Annotated in this window: 18 protein-coding genes and 1 other annotated feature; of the genes, 8 read left to right on the plus strand and 10 right to left on the minus strand. The window is 39.6% G+C overall.

Annotated elements, in window-relative coordinates:
• The first annotated feature begins 56 nt into the window (after window positions 1–56).
• Window positions 57–542 carry a GAF domain-containing protein gene (locus AWM68_RS15555; protein ID WP_066243790.1) on the plus strand — a complete coding sequence of 162 codons (486 nt, stop codon included), beginning with the start codon at window positions 57–59 and terminating at the stop codon, window positions 540–542.
• A 58-nt stretch (window positions 543–600) separates the two neighbouring features.
• Here AWM68_RS15555 and megL read toward each other — a convergent pair whose 3' ends face one another.
• Window positions 601–1,779 (minus strand): methionine gamma-lyase, encoded by a 1,179-nt coding sequence (gene megL / locus AWM68_RS15560; RefSeq protein WP_066243792.1) that lies wholly within the window; start codon window positions 1,777–1,779, stop codon window positions 601–603.
• Between the two features lie 346 nt (window positions 1,780–2,125).
• Between megL and rpsD the strand changes: the two genes are divergently transcribed.
• The gene (rpsD, locus tag AWM68_RS15565) at window positions 2,126–2,728 is read left to right on the plus strand and encodes a 30S ribosomal protein S4 (RefSeq protein ID WP_066243795.1); all 603 of its coding nucleotides are present in this window, start codon (window positions 2,126–2,128) and stop codon (window positions 2,726–2,728) included.
• A gap of 112 nt (window positions 2,729–2,840) precedes the next feature.
• On the opposite strand, the gene AWM68_RS15570 is transcribed toward rpsD, so the two are convergent.
• Both AWM68_RS15570 and tyrS read right to left on the minus strand, forming a co-directional pair.
• A complete protein-coding gene (locus AWM68_RS15570) occupies window positions 2,841–3,743 on the minus strand; it encodes an aldo/keto reductase (RefSeq protein WP_066243796.1) in 903 nt (300 codons plus the stop codon).
• Between the two features lie 58 nt (window positions 3,744–3,801).
• Entirely contained in the window at window positions 3,802–5,061 is a 1,260-nt protein-coding gene (tyrS, locus tag AWM68_RS15575) for a tyrosine--tRNA ligase (protein WP_066244129.1), read from the minus strand.
• Window positions 5,062–5,337: 276 nt separating this feature from the next.
• Window positions 5,338–5,556: a binding site (T-box leader), on the minus strand.
• Window positions 5,557–5,683: 127 nt separating this feature from the next.
• Here tyrS and AWM68_RS15580 point away from each other — a divergent pair.
• Complete coding sequence (locus tag AWM68_RS15580) at window positions 5,684–8,536, plus strand: transglycosylase domain-containing protein (RefSeq protein WP_082820741.1); 2,853 nt, start codon at window positions 5,684–5,686, stop codon at window positions 8,534–8,536.
• 28 nt (window positions 8,537–8,564) lie between these two features.
• Here the strand turns inward: AWM68_RS15580 and acsA are convergent, their stop codons facing one another.
• Window positions 8,565–10,280: an acetate--CoA ligase gene (gene acsA, locus AWM68_RS15585; RefSeq protein WP_066243801.1), complete on the minus strand. Its 1,716-nt coding sequence runs from the start codon at window positions 10,278–10,280 to the stop codon at window positions 8,565–8,567.
• A 159-nt stretch (window positions 10,281–10,439) separates the two neighbouring features.
• On the opposite strand from acsA, the gene AWM68_RS15590 reads away from it, so the two are divergent.
• The 3 genes from AWM68_RS15590 to AWM68_RS15600 are packed head-to-tail and all read left to right on the plus strand — an operon-like array spanning window position 10,440 to window position 12,918.
• Window positions 10,440–11,072, plus strand: coding sequence for a GNAT family N-acetyltransferase (locus tag AWM68_RS15590; RefSeq protein WP_066243803.1), 633 nt, complete (start codon window positions 10,440–10,442; stop codon window positions 11,070–11,072).
• Window positions 11,073–11,120: 48 nt separating this feature from the next.
• Window positions 11,121–11,774, plus strand: a complete 654-nt coding sequence (locus AWM68_RS15595) for an acetoin utilization AcuB family protein (RefSeq protein ID WP_231868442.1) — start codon at window positions 11,121–11,123, stop codon at window positions 11,772–11,774.
• A complete protein-coding gene (locus AWM68_RS15600) occupies window positions 11,764–12,918 on the plus strand; it encodes an acetoin utilization protein AcuC (protein ID WP_066243808.1) in 1,155 nt (384 codons plus the stop codon). Before AWM68_RS15595 ends, AWM68_RS15600 begins: the two co-directional genes overlap by 11 nt.
• 261 nt (window positions 12,919–13,179) lie before the next feature.
• On the opposite strand, the gene AWM68_RS15605 is transcribed toward AWM68_RS15600, so the two are convergent.
• The 3 genes from AWM68_RS15605 to AWM68_RS15615 all read right to left on the minus strand — a co-directional run bounded on the left by AWM68_RS15605 (window position 13,180) and on the right by AWM68_RS15615 (window position 16,483).
• A complete protein-coding gene (locus tag AWM68_RS15605) occupies window positions 13,180–13,881 on the minus strand; it encodes a 5'-methylthioadenosine/adenosylhomocysteine nucleosidase (protein ID WP_082820734.1) in 702 nt (233 codons plus the stop codon).
• A gap of 21 nt (window positions 13,882–13,902) precedes the next feature.
• Window positions 13,903–14,904 (minus strand): catabolite control protein A, encoded by a 1,002-nt coding sequence (gene ccpA, locus AWM68_RS15610; RefSeq protein ID WP_066243811.1) that lies wholly within the window; start codon window positions 14,902–14,904, stop codon window positions 13,903–13,905.
• A gap of 490 nt (window positions 14,905–15,394) precedes the next feature.
• Window positions 15,395–16,483 (minus strand): bifunctional 3-deoxy-7-phosphoheptulonate synthase/chorismate mutase, encoded by a 1,089-nt coding sequence (locus tag AWM68_RS15615; RefSeq protein WP_066243814.1) that lies wholly within the window; start codon window positions 16,481–16,483, stop codon window positions 15,395–15,397.
• Between the two features lie 125 nt (window positions 16,484–16,608).
• On the opposite strand from AWM68_RS15615, the gene AWM68_RS15620 reads away from it, so the two are divergent.
• Window positions 16,609–18,762, plus strand: coding sequence for a cell division protein FtsA (locus AWM68_RS15620; RefSeq protein WP_197468189.1), 2,154 nt, complete (start codon window positions 16,609–16,611; stop codon window positions 18,760–18,762).
• A gap of 30 nt (window positions 18,763–18,792) precedes the next feature.
• Here the strand turns inward: AWM68_RS15620 and ytxJ are convergent, their stop codons facing one another.
• The 3 genes from ytxJ to AWM68_RS15635 form a co-directional block, all read right to left on the minus strand.
• Window positions 18,793–19,131: a bacillithiol system redox-active protein YtxJ gene (gene ytxJ / locus AWM68_RS15625; RefSeq protein ID WP_066243819.1), complete on the minus strand. Its 339-nt coding sequence runs from the start codon at window positions 19,129–19,131 to the stop codon at window positions 18,793–18,795.
• 82 nt (window positions 19,132–19,213) lie between these two features.
• Window positions 19,214–19,630 carry a YtxH domain-containing protein gene (locus tag AWM68_RS15630; protein ID WP_066243821.1) on the minus strand — a complete coding sequence of 139 codons (417 nt, stop codon included), beginning with the start codon at window positions 19,628–19,630 and terminating at the stop codon, window positions 19,214–19,216.
• Entirely contained in the window at window positions 19,631–20,086 is a 456-nt protein-coding gene (locus tag AWM68_RS15635; RefSeq protein ID WP_066243823.1) for a DUF948 domain-containing protein, read from the minus strand.
• 179 nt (window positions 20,087–20,265) lie between these two features.
• Between AWM68_RS15635 and AWM68_RS15640 the strand changes: the two genes are divergently transcribed.
• On the plus strand, window positions 20,266–21,378 hold the full coding sequence (locus tag AWM68_RS15640; RefSeq protein ID WP_066243826.1) for an aminopeptidase: 1,113 nt from the start codon (window positions 20,266–20,268) through the stop codon (window positions 21,376–21,378).
• Window positions 21,379–21,613: the final 235 nt, after the last annotated feature.

The raw sequence follows: 21,613 nt of genomic DNA on the forward strand, positions 1-21,613 counted from the left end.
TTCAACATTATTTGATAGGATAGAATAAACAATTTATCAGGTTTGGAGGAATCTTGATGTTTTCCGTTCAACAATATAGTACAAACAAAAATGAAGCATACTCTCTTCTTTTCAAACAGCTATCTGCTCTGTTAGAAGGTGAGACAAACACAACGGCAAATCTTGCAAATGCTTCAGCACTATTAAACCAATTTCTAGACAGAGTAAACTGGGTTGGATTTTATACCTTTGAAGAAAGTTCAAATCAATTAGTATTAGGACCATTTCAAGGATTGCCTGCATGTGTCAGAATCCCTCTTGGCAGAGGGGTGTGCGGAACATCAGCTCAAAATCAGGAAACACTGGTTGTAAAGGATGTTCATAAATTCCCAGGTCACATTGCATGTGATGCAGCTTCTCAATCCGAAATCGTCGTACCTCTTGTAAAAGACGGAAACCTTTTAGGAGTTCTAGATATAGACAGTCCAGAGAAAGCACGTTTTGATGAAGTTGATCGTGAAAATCTAGAGAAGTTTTGTGATATTTTACTTCAGTATATTTAATTTTATCTCAGCAATAGCAAAAGCACTGTGCCATTCGCAATAGCACAGTGCTTTTTCATTACAATTGATTCAATCCATGTTCTAGATCAGCCCAAATATCCTCCCATGCTTCTAGTCCTACAGACAAGCGCAGAAGCTGATCGGTTATACCCATCTGTAATCGGTTCTCCTCTGGCACAACAGCATGTGTCATTGTAGCAGGATGCTGAATAAGTGTTTCAGCGTCACCAAGGCTTACCGCAATCTTAATTAGTTTTAAGGTATTCATAAACTTTTGAGCCGTTGCTTTGTCACCTTTTACCTCAAAGCTTATCAATCCGCCTGAACTTGACATCTGTCTGTTTGCAAGCTCATATTGTGGGAAATCTGAATCGCCAGGGAATAACACTTTGCTTACAGCATGATGTTCTTTTAATAAATTCGCCAGCTTCTTTGCATTATCACAGTGACGATCCATTCGAACAGGCAGTGTTTTTATTCCTCGAAGAAGCAGCCAAGCATCAAACGGTGACATAACGCCACCAATATCTTTTTGTGTTGTCATAGCCAAATGACTCATCAATTCTTTTTTACCTACAGCAAGACCACCTATCACATCACCATGACCACATAGATACTTAGTAGCACTGTGTATAACCACATCGCATCCTAATTCGAGCGGGCGCTGAAGATAGGGAGATGAAAACGTATTATCAACGACAACCGGAATTCCATATTCCTTACCAATAGCAGCTACCATTTTTAAATCAACAAGCTTCATGGTTGGATTAATAGGCGACTCAATATAAATGACTGTTGTATGATCGGTAATCGCTGATCGTATAGATTCTTCATCGTTCATCGGATGAAAGGCATGTGTTATGTGATACTTTTCCTCCATTAACTGAAGAAGTCCAAACGTACAACCATATACTCCTTCAGAACAAAGAATATGATCCCCCGTTTTGGTCAATCCAAGTAAAATGGCAGATACTGCAGCCATTCCTGAACCAAACGCAAGTCCTTTTTCTCCATTCTCCATAGCCGCAATCCGTTCTTCTAACATCGCAACCGTCGGATTGCTAAGTCTAGAGTATATATAGCCTTCTTGCTCTCCAGCAAACCGTGCTGCACCTGTTTCAGCAGTGTCAAAGACAAACGTAGATGTCTGAAAGATTGGAGGTGACAAACTTCCGCTATGCTGATCAGCATTGTATCCCTTGTGAATCACTTCTGTTTCAAAGCGTTTTGTGTCCATTTTTACTTCTCCTTTTACGGCGTTTTAAAATGTAAGCGCTTTCTTAATACTATCATATAAAATTTGAAGACAATTTACAATTTGTCCCCATAAATGTTCTATGTATTCGTGATGTAGTTGACATAGCTAGAGAAAAAAGTTTATACTATTCTTTGTGTAAAATAAGCGGCACTGTGTCCATCATTTGTTTTTATTTTGTACCTTGATCTTTTGTTATCTAAGGAACATCGCGTAGCTTCATGGCTGCTGAAGTGAAGTTGTTTTATATACAAAATATGCATATGAAAAGGTCATAGTCACTGTTATTGTTTTAACACAAAACAAACAAGTGAAGGAGGAGTCAATTATGGCTCGATATACAGGTTCAACGTGGAAAGTTTCCCGTCGTCTTGGAATTTCTCTAAGCGGAACTGGAAAAGAATTATCAAAGCGTCCTTACGCTCCAGGACAACACGGTCCTACTCAACGTAAAAAAATCTCTGAATACGGTTTACAGTTACAAGAGAAGCAAAAGCTTCGTTACATGTACGGTGTAAACGAGCGTCAATTCCGCCGCATTTTTGATGATGCTGGTAAAATGGCTGGTATCCACGGTGAAAACTTCATGGTTCTTTTAGAATCTCGTTTAGACAACGTAGTTTACCGTCTTGGTCTTGCTCGTACTCGTCGTGCTGCTCGTCAATTAGTAAACCACGGCCACATCACAGTAAACGGAAAGCGTGTTGATATCGCTTCTTACCGTCTATCTGCTGGCGATGTAGTTGGTGTTCGTGAAAAATCTCGCAACTCTTCAGCTATTAAAGAAGCTATCGAAGTAAACAACTTCGTACCTGACTTCTTAACGTTCGATGAGAACAAATTGGAAGGTACTTTCACTCGCTTACCAGAGCGTTCTGAACTTCCTGCTGAGATCACAGAACAGCTTATCGTTGAATTCTACTCTCGTTAATAAGAGTGAAGAAACCCCTGATACCTTTAATGGCATTAGGGGTTTTTCTTTTTGGTTTTTACAATAAAAAACCTGCACGGAATATCAATTCTGTGCAGGCTTGCTTTATAAATCAATCTACTTCTTTCCCCATACTTTCTTGAAGGATATAGAACCATTGCTCACGTGACAAAGGAATGTTTGCTGCATTAACTGCAGATTGAATACGCTCCATTCTTCCGCTTCCAACAATCGGCATGATTTGTGCAGGGTGGTTTAACAGCCACGCATACGCTACTTCATCAATGGAAGAAGCTTCTGTTTCAGCTGCAACTTTTTCAAGTGCCTTTTTCACACGCTGTCCTTTTTCGCCTTCTCCTTTAAACAGTCTTCCACCAGCTAGTGGAGACCAGGCCATAGGGCGAACCTTTTCTTTTTGAAGATGATTAATCGTGCCATCAAAGAAAGGCTTTTCGTGAAGAACAGACAACTCGATCTGATTCGTTACAAGTGGGCCATCAAATTCATGCTGCAGCATTTCCATTTGAGCAGGAGTGAAGTTAGAAACACCAAAATGTCTAACCTTTCCTTCTTTTCTTAGTGTGTGGAAAGCATCTGCTGTTTCTGCTGGGTCCATAAACGGATCTGGACGATGGATCAATAATACATCTACATAGTCTGTATTCATTTTTTGCAAAGAATTTTCTGCAGACCAGATAATGTGCTCTTTGCTTGTATCGTAGGATTTAATCGTGTGGTTCGGACGATTTTCAGAAATTAGCTTGATACCGCACTTCGTCACGATTTGAATATCTTCACGTAAAGAAGGTTTTAGTGCCAATGCCTGTCCGAAAAGTTCTTCACACATATAGTTTCCATAAATATCAGCGTGATCGAATGTAGTAATTCCAGCCTCAATACATTTCTCCATAAGTGAAAGAAGTTCTTCAGGTGATAGATTCCATTCCGCTAAACGCCAATGACCATGAACAATCTGTGAAAATTGAAGGTCCTCTGCTAATTGGATTTTTTTCATAACAAACACTCCTTTAAATAGAGATAAGAACCTTACTCAAGGCTCTTATCATAATTGATTAATATCTGATCAGCGTGTACTTTTTCTTTCCGCGTCGTACAATAACAAACTTGTTTTCAATACGGTCTTTTTCACCGATCATGTAAGCTGTTTCTTGAACCTTTTCACCGTTAATCGATACAGCCCCATTTGTTACATCTTCTCTTGCTTGACGTTTGGAAGGAGAAATCTTCGCCTCAACAAGCAAATCTACAATATTCAATTCCTCATTGTTTTCTACCGTGAAAGAAGGAACATCCTTAAATCCTTGTTCAATTTCAGCTGCAGTTAATTCAGAAAGATTTCCACTGAAAAGTGCATCAGTAATCTTTACAGCTTGCTTATAGGCTTCTTCACCGTGAACAAGTGTTGTTACTTCTTTTCCTAAAGCTTTTTGAGCTTCACGTTTTTCTGGTGCTTCAGCTAGGGATTTTTCAAGTACTTCAATTTCTTCTTTTGACAAGAAAGTGAAGTATTTAAGCCAATTGATTACATCCGCATCTGCAGCGTTAACCCAGAATTGATAAAACTCATAAGGAGTCGTTTTTTCTGCATCCAGCCAAATCGTGCCTGATGCTGTTTTCCCAAACTTAGTCCCATCCGCTTTTGTAATTAAAGGAATCGTTAAACCAAACGCTTTTTCTTCTTCACCAGAACGTCTGATTAATTCCATACCAGCTGTTATGTTACCCCACTGGTCACTTCCACCGATTTGGAGCTTTACGTTCTCTTTTTGGAAAAGATTAAGAAAATCATATGACTGTAAAATCATATAAGAGAACTCAGTAAAAGAAATCCCTGCTTCTAATCGTGAATCAACAGAATCTTTCGCAAGCATGTAATTAATTGAAAAGTTCTTACCAACATCACGCAAAAATTCAATCATTGTAAGCTGGCTTAACCACTCATAGTTGTTCACTGTTTTTGCAGGATTAGTTTCTCTTTCAAAATCAAGAAGTCTCGAAAGCTGATTTTTAATTTTTTCTGTCCATTGAACCACAATCTCAGCTTCGTTCAACGTTCGTTCTGTTTGTCTTCCACTTGGATCACCAATCAACCCTGTACCACCGCCAACAAGTGCAAAAGGCTGATGGCCAGCTTCCTGAAATCTTCTCAATGTAAGGATCGGCAATAAATTACCAATATGAAGACTGTCTGCAGTAGGGTCAAAGCCGCAGTATAGCTTTACAATCCCGTTTTCAAGCTCTTTTTGTAGTCCTTCTTGGTCTGTGATCTGATTGAGCAGACCTCTAAATTCTAAATCCTGTAGAATGTTCATGTTTTCTTTCCTTTCTTTTTTTAATAAGACTGCATTGCTAAACAACGTTGCTTTTGAAAGTATTGATTTCCGTTTCAGATGCTCGCTTTCCACGGGGCGAACGGTGAGCCTCCTGCCGCTTTGCGCCATTAGGAGTCTCCACCTGACCGCTCGTCCCGTAGGAGTCTCGCATCTTCCACTTCAATCAACTTTTCGTTGAAGAATAATAAAAGTAAAAAAGCAACAATCATTTGTAAGCAACCCTTAATATAAATAAAAAAAGTCCCTTTCCAATTGGAAAGGGACGTGATGACAATCTCGCGGTACCACCCTAATTAAAAGCTAATAATAGCTTTTCACTTCATTCCGTAACGGTTTTATCCGTTCTCTGCTACTAAAGTTCACAGAGACAGCTCCAGGAGGTAATTCACAGCATGCCTTTATACTGGTTCGCATCAACCACCAGCTTTCTGAAACAGGGAGACACCTGCTACTGATTCCTATCTTTGCTTTAGCCTATATTAATCTTCATTTATTTTTACCACACAGTTGAATTTCATGTCAATCTTCTCAATAGAAAAACTGTATTCTATCACAATTCGACCTTATGTTATAATACACAAGGGGGAGGGATTACCAAATGATGTCTTATTTTGATGGACTTAAGCACAAATGGGAGAAATTTGTCCACTTTTTAAAAGAAAAAGGAATTATTCGAACAGCACGAATTACATATAACGTCACATGGAACATGTTTTTGATTGTCACTGTACTATTGATTCTTGGTGGTGTTTTCGCAGCAGGGGTCGGAGCAGGCTTCTTTGCTTCTCTTGTGAAGAATGAACCCGTCCGCGCCTACTCTTCAATGAAAGAAGACATTTACAACTATGAAGAAACAAGTACCGTTTATTTTGATAACGATCAATACATGGGCAAACTTCAATCCGATTTAGACAGACAGGAAGTAAAATTAAAAGATGTTTCTCCATACGTTATTAAAGCTGTCATTTCTACAGAAGACCAATATTTTTATGAGCATGATGGTGTTGTGCCAAAAGCCATTTTCCGTGCCATGTATGAAGAATTTTCTGGCGCTCCAATCGTGACTGGCGGAAGTACTTTAACACAGCAGCTCATTAAGAATCAGATTCTAACAAATGAAGTCTCTTTTGACCGAAAAGCGAAAGAAATTCTTTTAGCGATGCGTCTTGAGAAAGTATTGAAAAAAGACGATATTCTCGAAGCTTACTTAAATATCGTGCCTTATGGTCGAAATTCATCCGGCAGAAATGTCGCAGGTATACAAGCAGCTTCAGAAGGTATATTCGGAGTACCTGCTTCTAAATTAAATCTCGCACAATCCGCTTATCTTGCAGGTCTGCCAAAAAACCCTTTCGTTTATACACCATTCACTAAGGGCGGCGAACAGAAAGAAGATATGTCGGCTGGTATTAAACGCATGAAAACCGTACTAAGCCGTATGTTATCAGCAGGTTCTATCACACAAGCTGAGTATGATGAAGCAACGAGCTATGATATTCAAAAGAATTTAACGAAGAAACAGCAATCTTCATTTGAAAAGTATCCAGCTTTAACTGTCGAAGTTCAAAAGCGTACGATTGAAATTTTAACAAAACTGCAAGCAGAAAAAGATGGTAAAAAAATTGGGGATTTAACTCCTGAAGAACTAAAGGAATATGAAGATAATGCTCGAGTTCAAGTAAGACAAAAAGGCATTAAGATACATACGACAATCAATCAAAAAATATATGATGAGATGCAGGCCGTAATCGCTAATGCTAATTTGTTTGGACCTGCAAATGAGTATGTTGGAAATAAAAAATTAGAAAAACCTGAGCCTGAGGAAGTCGGTGCTACTCTCATCGACAACAAGACGGGTAAGATTATTAGTTTCGTAGCAGGCCGAGATTTCAATCGCGAACAAACGAACCATGCCACAGTCATGAAAAGACAAAATGGTTCAACTATGAAGCCTTTACTTGCCTATTCTCTTGCACTTGAAACGGGTAAAGTTCAGCCAGGATCCATCGTACCTGATTCACCAATCCAATATGGTTCACATTCAATCGGAAACTGGGATGGTAAATACGATGGTCTTGTCTCAGTTAGACATTCCTTAAAGTATTCAAGGAACACACCAGCTATTAGAAGCTATATGCGTGTAAATACGGATGAAGCTTTAAATAGATTAGCTAGAATGGGAGTGACTTCTATAAGCCCGAATGATAGAGGAGCACCAGTTCTTGCTATCGGAGGAATGACAAACGGTGTTACCGTTGAAGAAAATACAAACGCGTTTGCAACTTTTGCAAATGGAGGTAACTTCGTCGACGCGTACATGATTGAAAAGATTGAATCAAATGATGGCGATCTAATCTATCAACATAAATCAGAACCTGTACAAGTGTATTCTCCGCAAACATCTTTTTTACTTCTTGATATGATGCGTGATGTTGTTAATGGAGGTACAGGAAGCCACATCAATCGTTATCTTGCTTTTAATTCAGATTGGGCAGGAAAATCAGGTACGACGAATGATGATTATGATTCTTGGTTTGTTGGTTCAAATCCTAATGTTTCCTTAGGGGTTTGGCTAGGATATGACACACCAGACTCACTCGTTAAGGGTGATGGCGGAACAGGAAAACGAAATCAGCGTATTTGGGCGCTTCTCGCTAACGCAGCTTATAAACATTCACCGCAGTTAATGGATCCTGAGCAAAGGTTTGCGATGCCTTCAGGAATTGTACGCCGTGAAATCTGCGGTATTTCAGGTAAACTGCCTTCTGATCTATGCAGAAGTGCTGGTTTAGTTACAACAGATTTGTTTAATGCAAAGTTCACACCAAAAGAAGTGGATGACACACTCACAAAAGGTCGTTACGTCCTTGTAGGAGATGCGAAATATAAAGCACTTCCTTCTACACCACAAGAGTTCACGAAAGATGGTGTATTAATCAAGGAAGAGTTCTTAAAAGAACTGGGCTTAGAAGCATTGAATAAATTAACGAAAACAACGAATCTTTTAGATAACATCGTTCCAGAGAAAGAATTAAAAGAGAATGGTAAAGTTCCATCTCCTGTCGCTGGAACAAAGATGTCTGATGGTATCCTTTCATGGTCTTCTCATGGAGAGAGTGATGTTATCGGATATCGCATCTATCACTCTGCTGACGGCAGTTCGTTTAAAAAGATCGGCTCTGTAACGGCTGATAAAACGTCTGCAAAAGTACCAAACGGAGTGGTTTACGTAACGGCCGTTGATATTGCTGGCAAGGAATCCCCGGCTCAAACGAAAGTTCAGGTTGGAGAAAAGAAACCACCTTCTGAGCCAGCAACTCCTCCACCACCAACCGGTGGAGATAAGCCTGGAGAACCACAAGATCCGCCACCGCCACCAACAGATCCTGGTAACGGCGATCCGCCTCCGGCAACTACACAAGATAATAAGAAAGACAAAAAACCCTCGAATTGATTTCGAGGGTTTTATCATTGGTAGGATTTTAGTCTTCCATCGTAGACAGATCACCTGTTGGCAGATCTAGTTCCCACGCTTTTAGAACGCGACGCATGATCTTACCGCTTCTTGTTTTTGGAAGCTTATCACGGAATTCAATTTCACGCGGAGCTGCATGTGCTGCAAGACCTGATTTAACGAAACTGCGAATTTCTTCTATTAGTTCTTCACTTGCTTCATAACCAGAACGAAGCGCAATAAACGCCTTGATGATTTCACCGCGAACTGGGTCTGGCTTACCGATAACACCAGCTTCTGCTACAGCTGGATGTTCAACAAGCTTGCTCTCTACTTCAAATGGACCAACTCGTTCTCCAGAGGTCATGATTACATCATCAATTCTTCCTTGGAACCAGAAGTACCCCTCTTCATCCATATAAGCCGAATCTCCAGAAACATACCAGCCTCCTGGGGTAAAGTACGAATCATATTTTTCAGGATTATTCCAGATGGAACGCATCATAGACGGCCACCCTTTTTTAATCGCTAAGTTGCCCATTCGATATGGAGGCAAGATGTTATCCTGATCATCAATAATAGCTGCTTCAACACCAGGAAACGGTTTACCCATCGATCCTGGTTTAATCTCCATAGCAGGATAGTTACTGATCAGCTGTCCGCCAGTTTCTGTCATCCACCAGTTGTCATGAATACGAAGATTGAACACCTTCATACCCCATCTGACAACTTCAGGGTTGAGCGGCTCACCTACACTTAAAATATGACGCAGCGATGACATATCAAATTTCTTAACTACTTCATCTCCCGCACCCATGAGCATACGGAATGCCGTTGGAGCGCTATACCAGACTGTAACACCATAATTTTCGATCGTTCCATACCAATCTTCAGGAGAAAAACGGCCGCCACGGATAACGCTTGATGCTCCATTTAACCATGGACCGAATATTCCATAAGATGTTCCTGTTACCCAGCCTGGGTCGGCTGTACACCAATAAACATCGTCTTCTTTCAAATCTAGTACCCACTTAGAAGTCTGATAGTGCTGAAGCATCGCATTATGAACATGCAGCACCCCTTTTGGTTTTCCAGTAGAACCTGATGTATAGTGAAGAATCAATCCATCTTCACGGTCCACCCACTCAATATCGAGGTCTCTTGACGCTTTTTTCATACGATCAAAATAATTTATATATGGTCCTTCTTCTTTTACACCCTCATCTACCAAGATTACATTCTTCAACTTAGGCAGCTCATCAACTGGCACACGCTCTAGAAGTGAAGGGGTAGTGACAAGCACCTTCGCCTCACTGTCTTCAAGTCTGTCGCGTACCGCACCTTCCATAAACGCTTCAAATAGAGGTCCAACGATTGCTCCTAGTTTGATCGCTCCAAGGAAAGTAAAGTATAGTTCAGGTGAACGCGGCATGAAAATAAAGACGCGGTCTCCTTTTTCAACTCCAACTTGACGAAGCATATTACCCGCTTTGTTGGACATTTCTTTCATGTCCTTGAATGTATACTTTTCATCTCTTTTTTGATCGGAAAAGTAAAGAGCTACTTTGTTTTTACGATGGGATGCTGCATGACGGTCAATGGCTTCATACGCCATATTTACTCGCCCTGTTTTGTGCCAGGAGAATTCTTTCTCAATGTCATTCCAATCAAATGCTCCGTATGCTGCCTCGTAATCTTGAAGATTAAAATCACCTTTTATTATCGGAAGCGCTTCCAGTTTCATTGCTAAATCTCCCTTCCCTATTAAATATCTCTTTCAGTATATCATATTATCAAAATTTTTTAACTTATTAGAATGATCTATAAAAAGCAATTGTAAACCCTTACAAATGCCTTTTATCATGTATAATAGGAATTGGAAACAAATCTAGGTGGTGTAGACATGAAACATAATAAAACATATAACTGCGTTGCTTTAAAAACAGCTCATGGCACAATTACTGTTGAGGGACCCGTGTCAGCTGATACACTAGAGGGACTTTATTTTCATGAAGACCTAAAGGCGTTCAGACCCGCAAACGAGCAAAAAAAGGCTGTTACTGAGATAGCAAAACTTGATGAAGGCAGAATTATTATCGCGAAAAATAAAGATACCGTTATCGGTTATGTTACATACGTCTACCCTGACCCTCTTGAACGTTGGTCAGAAGGTAACATGGAGCGTTTACTAGAGTTAGGGGCTATAGAGGTAATCCCGGATTATCGCAATTTTAAGGTTGGAAAAACACTTTTGAAGGTTTCTATGATGGATGACGCGATGGAAGATTATATTATTATCACAACAGAGTATTATTGGCACTGGGATTTAAAAGGTACAAAACTATCAGTCTGGGATTACCGCAAAGTTATGGAAAAAATGATGAACGCAGGTGGTCTTGAGTATATGGCTACTGATGACCCTGAAATCAGTTCACACCCAGCCAATTGCTTGATGGTTCGAATCGGAAAGAGGATTGATTTAGATACCGTTCAGCAATTCGACCGGCTGAGGTTTAAGAATCGATTTATGTATTAAGCGATGTGGAAAACAGTAAGTCTATAGAGAAGAAAATAGGAGTGGTACATGATGATCGTTCAAAATATGATGCAAAAAAATGTTGTAACGATTCATGAAAACGAAACGATCGGTACAGCTTTAAAACTAATGTTAGAGAGTGATATTCGAAACCTGCCTGTTATTGATAACAATGGCAGCTTATTAGGACTCATTACAGACCGCGAAATAAAAGATGCAAGTCCATCTATTTTTCACCAAAACGAACATCCGGAAGATTTTGAAAAGCCAGTATCGAGCATTATGAAACCCGCTGCCTTTACAGCACATCCACTTGATATAGCAGAAGAATTATCAACTATCTTTTCTGAACATAACATCAGCTGCATTCCTGTACTTGAGGAGAAAAAGCTTGCCGGTCTAGTTACAGAGCGTGAGATGCTGCATGCATTTATACAATTGACAGGCACGCATCAGCCTGGATCTCATCTAGAGGTGGCAGTTCCGAACGAAGCAGGTCAATTGGCTAAAGTAGCGAGTGTTTTGAAAGATTTTCACTTAAATATCAGCTCTGTTCTCGTATATCCTTCTCATAATGAAAAAGAAAAGATTATTGTTTTCAGGGTTGGAACGATGAATCCCCTTCCTGTCATTGAACACTTGATCGAAAATGGCTATGAAGTGAAATGGCCACCTGTTCCGGGTGAACAACATGAAAAATGATTCTGTTTTTGTCTATTCACCAGATCTTTTAGGATATAAGTTTAGTGATACTCACCCTTTTAATCAGCTCAGGGTGCAGCTCGCTTACGAGTTATTAAAAGATTCAGGGTGCTTGAATGACGATCAGATCGTCACTCCTAGAAAAGCAACGGATGATGAGATCATGCTGATTCATGATAAAGGGTATGTTGATGCGGTAAGAAAAGCTGGAGAAGGTCAGCTTAAAGGGGAGATCGCTTTAAATTATGGATTGGGTACAGAAGATACCCCAATATTTCCTAACATGCATGAAGCAAGCAGCTGGATTGTAGGAGCCACGTTAACAGCTGTCGATTGGGTGATGGAAGGGAAAGCGAAACATGCTTTAAGTTTGAGTGGAGGACTTCATCATGGATTTAGAGGAAAAGCATCTGGGTTCTGTATCTATAATGACAGCTCCATCGCGATTGAATACATGAAACAGAAATACAATGCTCGAGTACTCTATGTGGATACTGATGCCCATCATGGAGATGGCGTACAATGGGCCTTTTATGACGATCCTGACGTTTGCACATTATCCATACATGAGACGGGACGCTATCTGTTTCCCGGTACAGGATCCATTCATGAAAAAGGTGCAGGTAAGGGATACGGTTTCTCATTCAATGTACCTGTAGATGCTTTTACTGAAGATGAATCGTTCTTAGAATGTTATGAGAAGAGTCTGTGGGAAGTTGCCGAGTTTTTTAAGCCAGATGTCATCATTACACAAAATGGGGTCGATGCTCATTATTATGATCCTTTAACACATCTGTCAGTTACGATGAAGACCTATACAGAAATTCCTAGGATTGCAAAAGAAGTAGCTGAAAAGTATTGCGGCGGCCGCTGGATTGCTACAGGCGGAGGCGGTTATGATATTTGGCGGGTGGTGCCAAGAGCGTGGTCATACTTATGGTGTGTGATGAATGGACTGGCTCCTTCAGGACAAATCGCTGAAAACTGGCTAGAGCGATGGACGAATGAAGCGAAGCATCCGCTTCCACAGACGTGGGAAGATGAGTCTGGCATCTATAAGCCAATCCCAAGAAAAGATGAAATCACATCAAAAAACAGAGCAACATTAGAAAAGAGTCTATATTCCATACGTAAAAGTTCATAAAGAAGTTCATAAAGAAAAAGAGGACTAAGCGTTTTAGTCCTCTTTTTGTGTTAACAGGCGCTGTTCGAGACTGATTTCTGTTGTGCATTTTCATAATTTCAAGGTAATCTTAAATATAACCACGGTAAATCCAATTAATTTCACGGTAATCTAAATTAATTTCACGTATAAATGATTTTATCCGATTTTCGACAATATCTCGGGCTTAAGAACCAAAAAACTGACCCATCATGGATGATGAGCCAGCTTAGAAAATATACCTTATAATGCTTCTATAATGCTCTCTACCATATCAGAAGACCGTCGTGCTGCTAATGCTGTAAACTCGGCAAAGCTAGCCGGCGCTTCACCATTCGCCTTATCAGAGATTGAACGGATAATTACGAATGGTACTTCGTTTAGGAAAGATGCTTGAGCAACAGCAGAACCTTCCATCTCAATACACGTACCATTAAAAAGAGCAGAATATGTTTCTACAAGCTCACGGTCAGCTATGAATTGATCACCGCTTAACACTTTTCCTACTTTAACTTTAGGCCCATATAATCGTTCAGCAGCATTCTCTGCTAATTTAATGAGTTGTGCATCTGCTTTAAATTCAGAATCGAAAGCAAACATAGGAATCGTCCCTTTTGGAAAGTCTGGACTTAGTGCCGAAGCATCAATGTCATGCTGCATTGCACTCGATGATATCACGATGTCTCCTACTTCTAGTTCAGGATCAAGTGCACCAGCTACCCCTGTAAAAAGCACATGAGTAACTTGAAATCTATCGATTAAGATTTGAGTCGTTATCGCAGCATTTACCTTACCAACACCGGACTTACACAGCACGACTTCTTTGTTATGATGTGTGCCTTCATAAAATTTATTTTGTGCGAAAACACTTTCCCCATATATATCTAGTGCTTCTTTCATATAAACGATTTCCTCGTCCATCGCACCGATGATGCCAATCTTCACTTCTCCCACCTCAACACTTCATTATTGTTTTGTAGATTCTCTGAACTGAATACGATGAGGTAATACAACCGTATGTTCTTCAACCGTTTCCTTGTTCATCAGTTTAGTCAATAAACGCATCGCAACTGCTCCGATATCATACATCGGCTGAACAACTGTAGATAAAGTAGGACGAACCATAGTAGCAAGTCTTGTATTGTCAAATCCGATCACTTCAATATCTTCAGGTACTTTCAGACCCCGATCTTGAGCACCATGAATAACACCAAGTGCCATTTCATCGGTACCTACAAAAACGGCTGATGGAGTATTACCGCTGTCCAGGAAACTTTCAACAGCTTCAATACCAGAATCGTATGTGTATTCTCCAACGAATACTTGGCTTTCATCAACTTTTTTCCCGTGTTCTTCTAAAGCTTTTCGGTAACCGTTAAACTTATAATATCCGTTGATCGGATCTTCAAGTGGCCCTGTAACCATAGCTACAGATGAATGCCCTTTTTCAAGCAAGTGGGATACGGCTTCATAAACAGCATCTTGATAGTTAATGTTTACAGATGGAACCTCTTCGTTCATGTCAACTGTCGCTGCCATTACGATAGGAACTGCTGCACGCTTGAATTCTTCAACATGTTCTTCTGTAATTTTGCCGCCCATAAATACGATTCCATCTACTTGTTTACCGAGCAATGTATTTAAGAGATGGATTTCTTTTTCCTTATTCTGATCTGAGTTACACAGAATGATGTTGTATTTATACATCGTTGCGATATCTTCTATTCCACGTGCTAACTCCGCAAAGAATATGCTGGAGATATCAGGAATGATTACACCTACAGTTGTAGTTTTTTTGCTCGCTAGCCCTCTTGCTACCGCGTTTGGACGATAGCCTAGTCTCTCGATGGCCTCAAGTACTTTCTTTCTCGTTGATGGCTTAACGTTAGGGTTTCCGTTAACTACACGTGAAACCGTTGCCATTGAGACACCTGCCTCGCGAGCCACGTCATAAATTGTTGTATTCAAAAAAAATCCTCCTTATAATACTGCATATCCGACAGCTTATGTAATGCTATTATCATACGATAAAGTAGTAAAGTAGGCAACGAATAGGGACATGTTTCACGATATATTCATACATTTAAAATGGAAATAAAGATAACACTCCTGTTTTGCTTATTTTTGGCGAAAATAGGAAGAATCATACTCTTTTTATACAGCTTCTTTACATACTAAAAAAACCGGCAGCTTTTATCTAACAGGCTGACCGGTTTCTTTATTTCTGTGGGCTGTTTTCGTAAATCTTGATGCTATTGGAAGTCGTTGATTTCCGTTCCAGGTGTTCGCTTTCCGCAGGGCAGACGGTGAGCCACATTCTTACCGTTTCACTTTTAAGTGTCTCACCTGCCCGCCTGTCCTGCAGGAGTCTCCCACCTTCCACTCCACTCAATTATCGTAGAAGAAAATAAAATGAGCTTTGTAAGCAACAACCTCTAAGAAAAGAATTATTATTTTTTCAAACCAGCTGGTTCATTTTTAGGAAACCTGATGATACAAGCTTTTCTATAAATTGTTCAAATTCTTTTATGTTCATTTGCTGAGCAGCATCAGATAAAGCTACTGCTGGGTCTGGATGGACTTCTGCCATTACCCCATCTGCTCCAATGGCTAGAGCTGCTTTTGCAGCTGGAAGAAGCAAATCTTTTCTGCCTGTTGAATGCGTGACATCTACGAAGACAGGAAGGTGAGTTTCTTGTTTTAGGATCGGTACTGCTGTTATATCTAACGTGTTTCGGGTTGCTCTTTCATACGTTCGAATTCCTCGTTCACAAAGAATGATTTGTCCGTTTCCTTGAGACATGATGTACTCTGCTGAATTTATAAACTCTTCAATTGTTGCTGCAAGCCCTCTTTTTAATAGAATTGGCTTATTAAGCTTACCGGCTTCTTTTAACAGTTCATAGTTTTGCATGTTTCTTGCACCGATCTGAATGATATCCAAATATTCACATGCTTCTTCAAGGTCTTGCGGGTGAACAATTTCACTGATCACTGCGCAGTTGAATTCATCAGCAACTCGTTTTAAAATCTGAAGACCTTCCACTCCTAAACCTTGAAAATCATATGGAGATGTTCGAGGTTTATAGGCGCCTCCACGCAGGATTTTAAGACCATTTTTTGTAATGGCTTCTGCCACTTCTGCCGTTTGTTCATAGCTTTCGACCGCACAAGGACCTGCAATCATGATTGGGTTTCCATCGCCGACGCGCGTTCCCTTAACGGTTATAATCGTATCCTCTGGTCTTTGTTTTCTCGAAACAAGAAGTTCTTTTTTGTGGTCATCCTCTTGCAATTCAAGCCCCGCTTTAAAGATTTCTTTAAATAGATGCTGAAGTGTGCTTGTTTCGAATGGCCCTTCATTGTCTGATGAAATAAGATCGAGCATGTGTCTCTCTCTTACAGGATCATACTTTTTCATTCCTTGAGCTGATTTAATCTTACCGATTCTCTGAACAAGTTCACCTCGTTTATTGATTAAGGCCAATAGCTCCTTATTCACATCATCAAGTTCTGTCCGTAACGTGTTCAATTCTAGATGATTCATATATGTGCACCTCAGTATTTATATATTGTAAGAAATATGATACATTTCTAATAATTAGGACGTTTGCTATAACTATGCATGCGACTACTACCAATACGTCTATCGTATCAAAAAGAGGTGCCTTCGTGGACAAAAATCTTTTATTTGCACTAGATATCGGCACACGTTCGGTTGTTGGAATGATTTTAAGGCAGCATTCGAACGGAAAATATGAAGTTTTGCATATGAAAACGATTGAGCACGATGAAAGATCTATGCTCGATGGCCAGATTCATCATATACCTGCCGTTGCAAAAGTGATTAAAAACATAAAAAAACAGCTCGAACTAGAAGTTGGACCACTAAACAGAGTATGTGTGGCTGCAGCAGGAAGGGCATTAAAAACTGTAAAAGGCCGTTCTGAAAAAGATATCACATTAAACGCTGTTTCTTTTCAACAAGAAGTCATACAAATGGAGCTCGCAGCGGTTCAGCAAGCTCAAAATCAGTTAGCACGTCTATTAGATGAAAAATCGAACCTGCTCTACGATTGCGTCGGATATTCCGTGCTGCACTATTACCTGGATGACCAAGAGATCGGGAGTTTTATCGGGCAACAAGGAAATACAGCCAGTGTGGAAGTCATTGCTACCTTCTTGCCAAGAGTGGTTGTCGATTCCTTAATGAAAGCATTACAAGAAGCTGACCTAGAAATGGAAGCACTAACCTTAGAGCCGATTGCAGCAATCAATGTGCTTATTCCTTCTTCTATGAGGAAATTAAATGTTGCACTTGTAGATATCGGGGCAGGAACTTCAGATATTGCCATTACAGCCCAAGGAACTATTGTCGCTTATGGAATGGTGCCGATAGCAGGAGATGAGATCACAGAAGCCGTGAGTTCAGAGTTTCTGCTTGATTTTCCAATCGCTGAACACGTTAAACGGTCTCTGGTCGACAGTGAATATGTCGAGTACACAGATATACTTGGGTTTCCATCTAAAAAGAGTAAAGATGAAGTGATTTTGGCCATTGAGAAATCTATCGAAAATCTTGCTGAAGGTATTACACGTGAGATCTTCCAGCTAAACGCAAAAGCTCCCCAGGCTGTTATGCTAGTAGGAGGCGGCAGCTTAACCCCAACTTTACGCGAGAAAATGGCGGATAAACTCAATCTCCCGATAGAACGTGTAGCCGTTCGCGGGGTTAATGCGATTCAGTCTTTAATACCAACTCTCAAGGACGAGGGTCCTGAACTAGTAACTCCTGTAGGCATAGGAATTGCAGCTAAAGAGAATCCGGTAAGATATGTGACGGTCACGGTTAATGGAAAAATGATTCGTTTGTTTCAAGTAAAAATGCTGACGATTGGAGATGCACTAATTGCAGCAGGAGCCAACCTTTCAAAACTTTACGGAAAACCTGGAATGGGTTTAATGGTACGTATGAACCAAGAAGTGATGATGTTCAAAGGTGAAGTAGGATCATCTCCTGTAATCACTATGGATGGTACATCTGCTTCAATTACAGATGAAATTGTTGAAGGTGCTGTAATTCATTTTGAAGAAGGAAAAAATGGTGCTGATGCTGCTATCTCTGTTAAGGACGCTTTTCAAACTCACACGGTTAAAACCCTATATATAAATGGAGAACCTGAAGAATTTGAGACTCTTTATTATGTAAATCACCAACTCGTTAGTCCAGAGACTATATTAAAAGATAAAGATGACTGTAGAACCGTTTATCCTTCAAAGATTTCCGATATTCTTGATCTAAAAGGATGGATAAGAACATCGGATGAATCTATTTTTTCAATTTTAATTGATGGTAAGCCTGTTAACCTATCGTATTCTCCCAATCATTCATTTTGTTTGAATGGCAAAGCTATAACAGAGCATGATGATTGGAGTGACGAAGATCATCTAACATGTATAAGCTTAAGAGATCAGCAAATCACTTTAAAAAACGCGATTGAAGTTCTTGAAGTCAACTTAATTCAGTCATGTACGGTGACTTTTAATGGTGAAGAAATAACATTAACCCGTCCTCTTTTCACATTTTATCGAGATGGGGAAGAATTGCATGCCGATTCAATCCTAATGGCAAATGATGAGTTAATTATGAGAAAGAGGAATCATCAACCATTTATTTTTCAGGATGTATTTACACAGGTAGATTTAACGATTCAGCCACAACCTGGTGAAAGTCTTATTATCTTAAAAAATAATGAAAAAGCTGGCTTCCAAACAGAACTCCAAACGGGTGACCACTTGATTCTTAAATTTGAAGTGCTTGTTTAAAGGCTAGAGAAAAAGCGCAGCAGGATTCTGCTACGCTTTTGTTTTTTCGTTTGCTTGAGCAAGTTTTTTATTTGTAATGTTCCAGTGAGAATCATGCCATACCACTGTATCACCTTCAAAGATTAATACTTGTGGAGATTCATGCTTCACACCTGTTTGTTCAGCAATCAAATTGGAAAGCGGTCTTGAATCTTGTACGTTCAAGTAATATAACGTTTCGCTTCCGTGATCAGCAGCAAATTTTTGGTATTCCTTAAACGCTTCATGACTTACAGGACATGTTGTACTGTTTTTCATAATAATGATACGGTTTCTTTGCTCTTTAACTAAATTCCAGTCTTGTTCGTTGTGTAATTGAATAAGTGACATATCAACATCTACCTCCATATTAAAAAGAAAAGAAAAAGAAACAAGTTCTTTTTCTTATCTTTTCATATTTACAGTTTACTTATCAATATTTTTGCTCTACTAATTCTTGCTCGTTTGCAGGATCGTAATCTAATTGCGCTTCGTCCTGAATGTCGTCTGTAATTTCACCATACAATTCTGAAGCATTTTCTTCTTCTTTTAAACGCCACTTATCGATGTCTTTGCGAAGATTTGAAGTTAAATCCTTCACTTTTGTTGCAACTTGATTTGATTGCTCAGATACTGTACGAACAATATTTGAGGATTTTTCACGAGCCAAATGAGAGATCTCGTTACTTTTATCCTTTAGGTATACCGCCTGTTCGTTCAGGTCGCTACGCAATTCCTTACCCGCTTTAGGCGCTAATAAAAGCGCTGCTGCAGCTCCTAACATACCACCAACAAGAGCACCGATAATAAAATCTTTGCTGTCAATGTTTTGATTGTTGTTGTTGCTCATTTACACTCCTCCTCTAGAATATTGTCTTTGTGTTGTTTCAACATTGGATTTTTTGAGTTTGTATTTCTCCCATAAATTCAATGCTGCGTTACCCCATTGAACCGCTTGCGATATTTGTTTAGACTGTCGCTCTGTTTCAACCGTTATTTGGTCAGTTACTTTGCGGACAGATTGGTTCACCTTTTGAACAGATTGACCAAAATCTTGTACTGCAGAAAAAACATGGTTAAGAGAATCTGATTTCTTTTGAACATCCTCAGCTAACTGGTTTGTCTTATGTAACAAATCGGTTGTCTCGCGCGTTACGCCATCTAATTGTTTTTCTAGACTTTCTAGCGTTACCGCGACATGATCGAGGGTGGTTTGTAAAGATTTCAATGCCCTTGATAAAAAATAAACGAGTACGACAAATGCAACTGCGATTAGAGCTACACTGATAGAAATAATGATTTCCATTAAACGAGACACCTCCTGAAAGTATATTATTGCTTTTTCCCGAGTTTTTATCAAAGGAAACGTGTTTTTATTAAGTATTCTTTCTGATTCGTCAAAATCCTTTTCTAGAACATTACAAATTGTTTAAATTAAGTTAAAATAAAGAAGATATTAAATATATTTAGGGGGCTTTAACAACAATGAGAGATCCAAGAATCCAACAACTCGCAAAAAACTTGATTACATACTCAGTAAATCTGCAAAAGGGCGAAAAAGTTTTAATTGAAAACTTTGGGCTGCAAAAAGAATTAGTAAACGCACTTGTTCAAGAAGCATATGCAGCTGGTGGGTATCCATTCGTATTATTAAAAGATCATGCTGTTATGCGCGCACAATACACACAAGCTTCTGAAGAACAAATGGAGATGATCGCTAAGCATGAAGGTGATTTAATGAGCGAGATGGACGCTTACATCGGTCTTCGTTCAGGCGACAACATCAATGAAATGTCAGATGTACCATCTGAGAAAATGGCGCTTTATGAAAAAACAATTTTTGCGATGCACCGCAAGATTCGTATTAAAAAGACGAAATGGTGTGTACTTCGCTATCCAAACGCTTCTATGGCACAATCAGCTAGCATGAGTACAGAAGCATTTGAAGACTTCTATTTTGAAGTTTGCAACTTGGATTATGGAAAAATGGATGATGCGATGACTGCTTTAAAAGATTTGATGGATAAGACAGATAAAGTTCGCATTACTGGACCAGGTACTGATCTATCATTTTCAATCAAAGATATCCCATCTATCAAATGTTCTGGGCAAAACAATATTCCAGATGGTGAAGTATTTACGGCTCCAGTTAAAGATTCAGTTAACGGAACGATCTCTTATAACACACCATCTCCATACAACGGGTTTACTTTTGAAAATGTACAGCTTACCTTTGAAAACGGAAAGATTGTTAATGCTACCGCAAACGACTCAGAACGTATTAACAAGATTTTTGACACAGATGAAGGTTCTCGTTATGTTGGGGAATTTGCGATCGGAGTTAACCCATTCATCAAACATCCAATGAAGGATATTTTATTTGATGAGAAGATTGATGGCAGCTTCCACTTCACTCCTGGTCAAGCATACGAAGAAGCCTATAACGGAAATGAATCCAACATCCATTGGGATATGGTTATGATTCAGCGTCCTGATTACGGCGGCGGAGAAATCTACTTTGACGATGTATTGATTCGTAAAGATGGCGTCTTCGTTCTGCCTGAGCTGGAGCAATTAAACCCTGAGAACTTAAAGTAATCCTGAATTATTAACAACACCAGTTAAATACAAAGCTTATTAAAAGGCTTTCTTCTATAGGATTGTTGCTTATTAATGTTTTTTGATGTCTTCTTTGAACAGTTGATTGTAGTGGAAGGTGAGAGACTCCTGCAGGACAGGCGGGCAGGTGAGACACTTAAAAGTGAAACGATACGAATGTGGCTCACCGCCTGCCCTGCGGAAAGCGAAGCACCTGGAACGGAAAGCAACTACT

This window comes from Fictibacillus phosphorivorans, assembly GCF_001619875.1.
In the GTDB taxonomy this organism is placed as follows: Bacteria; Bacillota; Bacilli; order Bacillales; family Fictibacillaceae; genus Fictibacillus; species Fictibacillus phosphorivorans_B.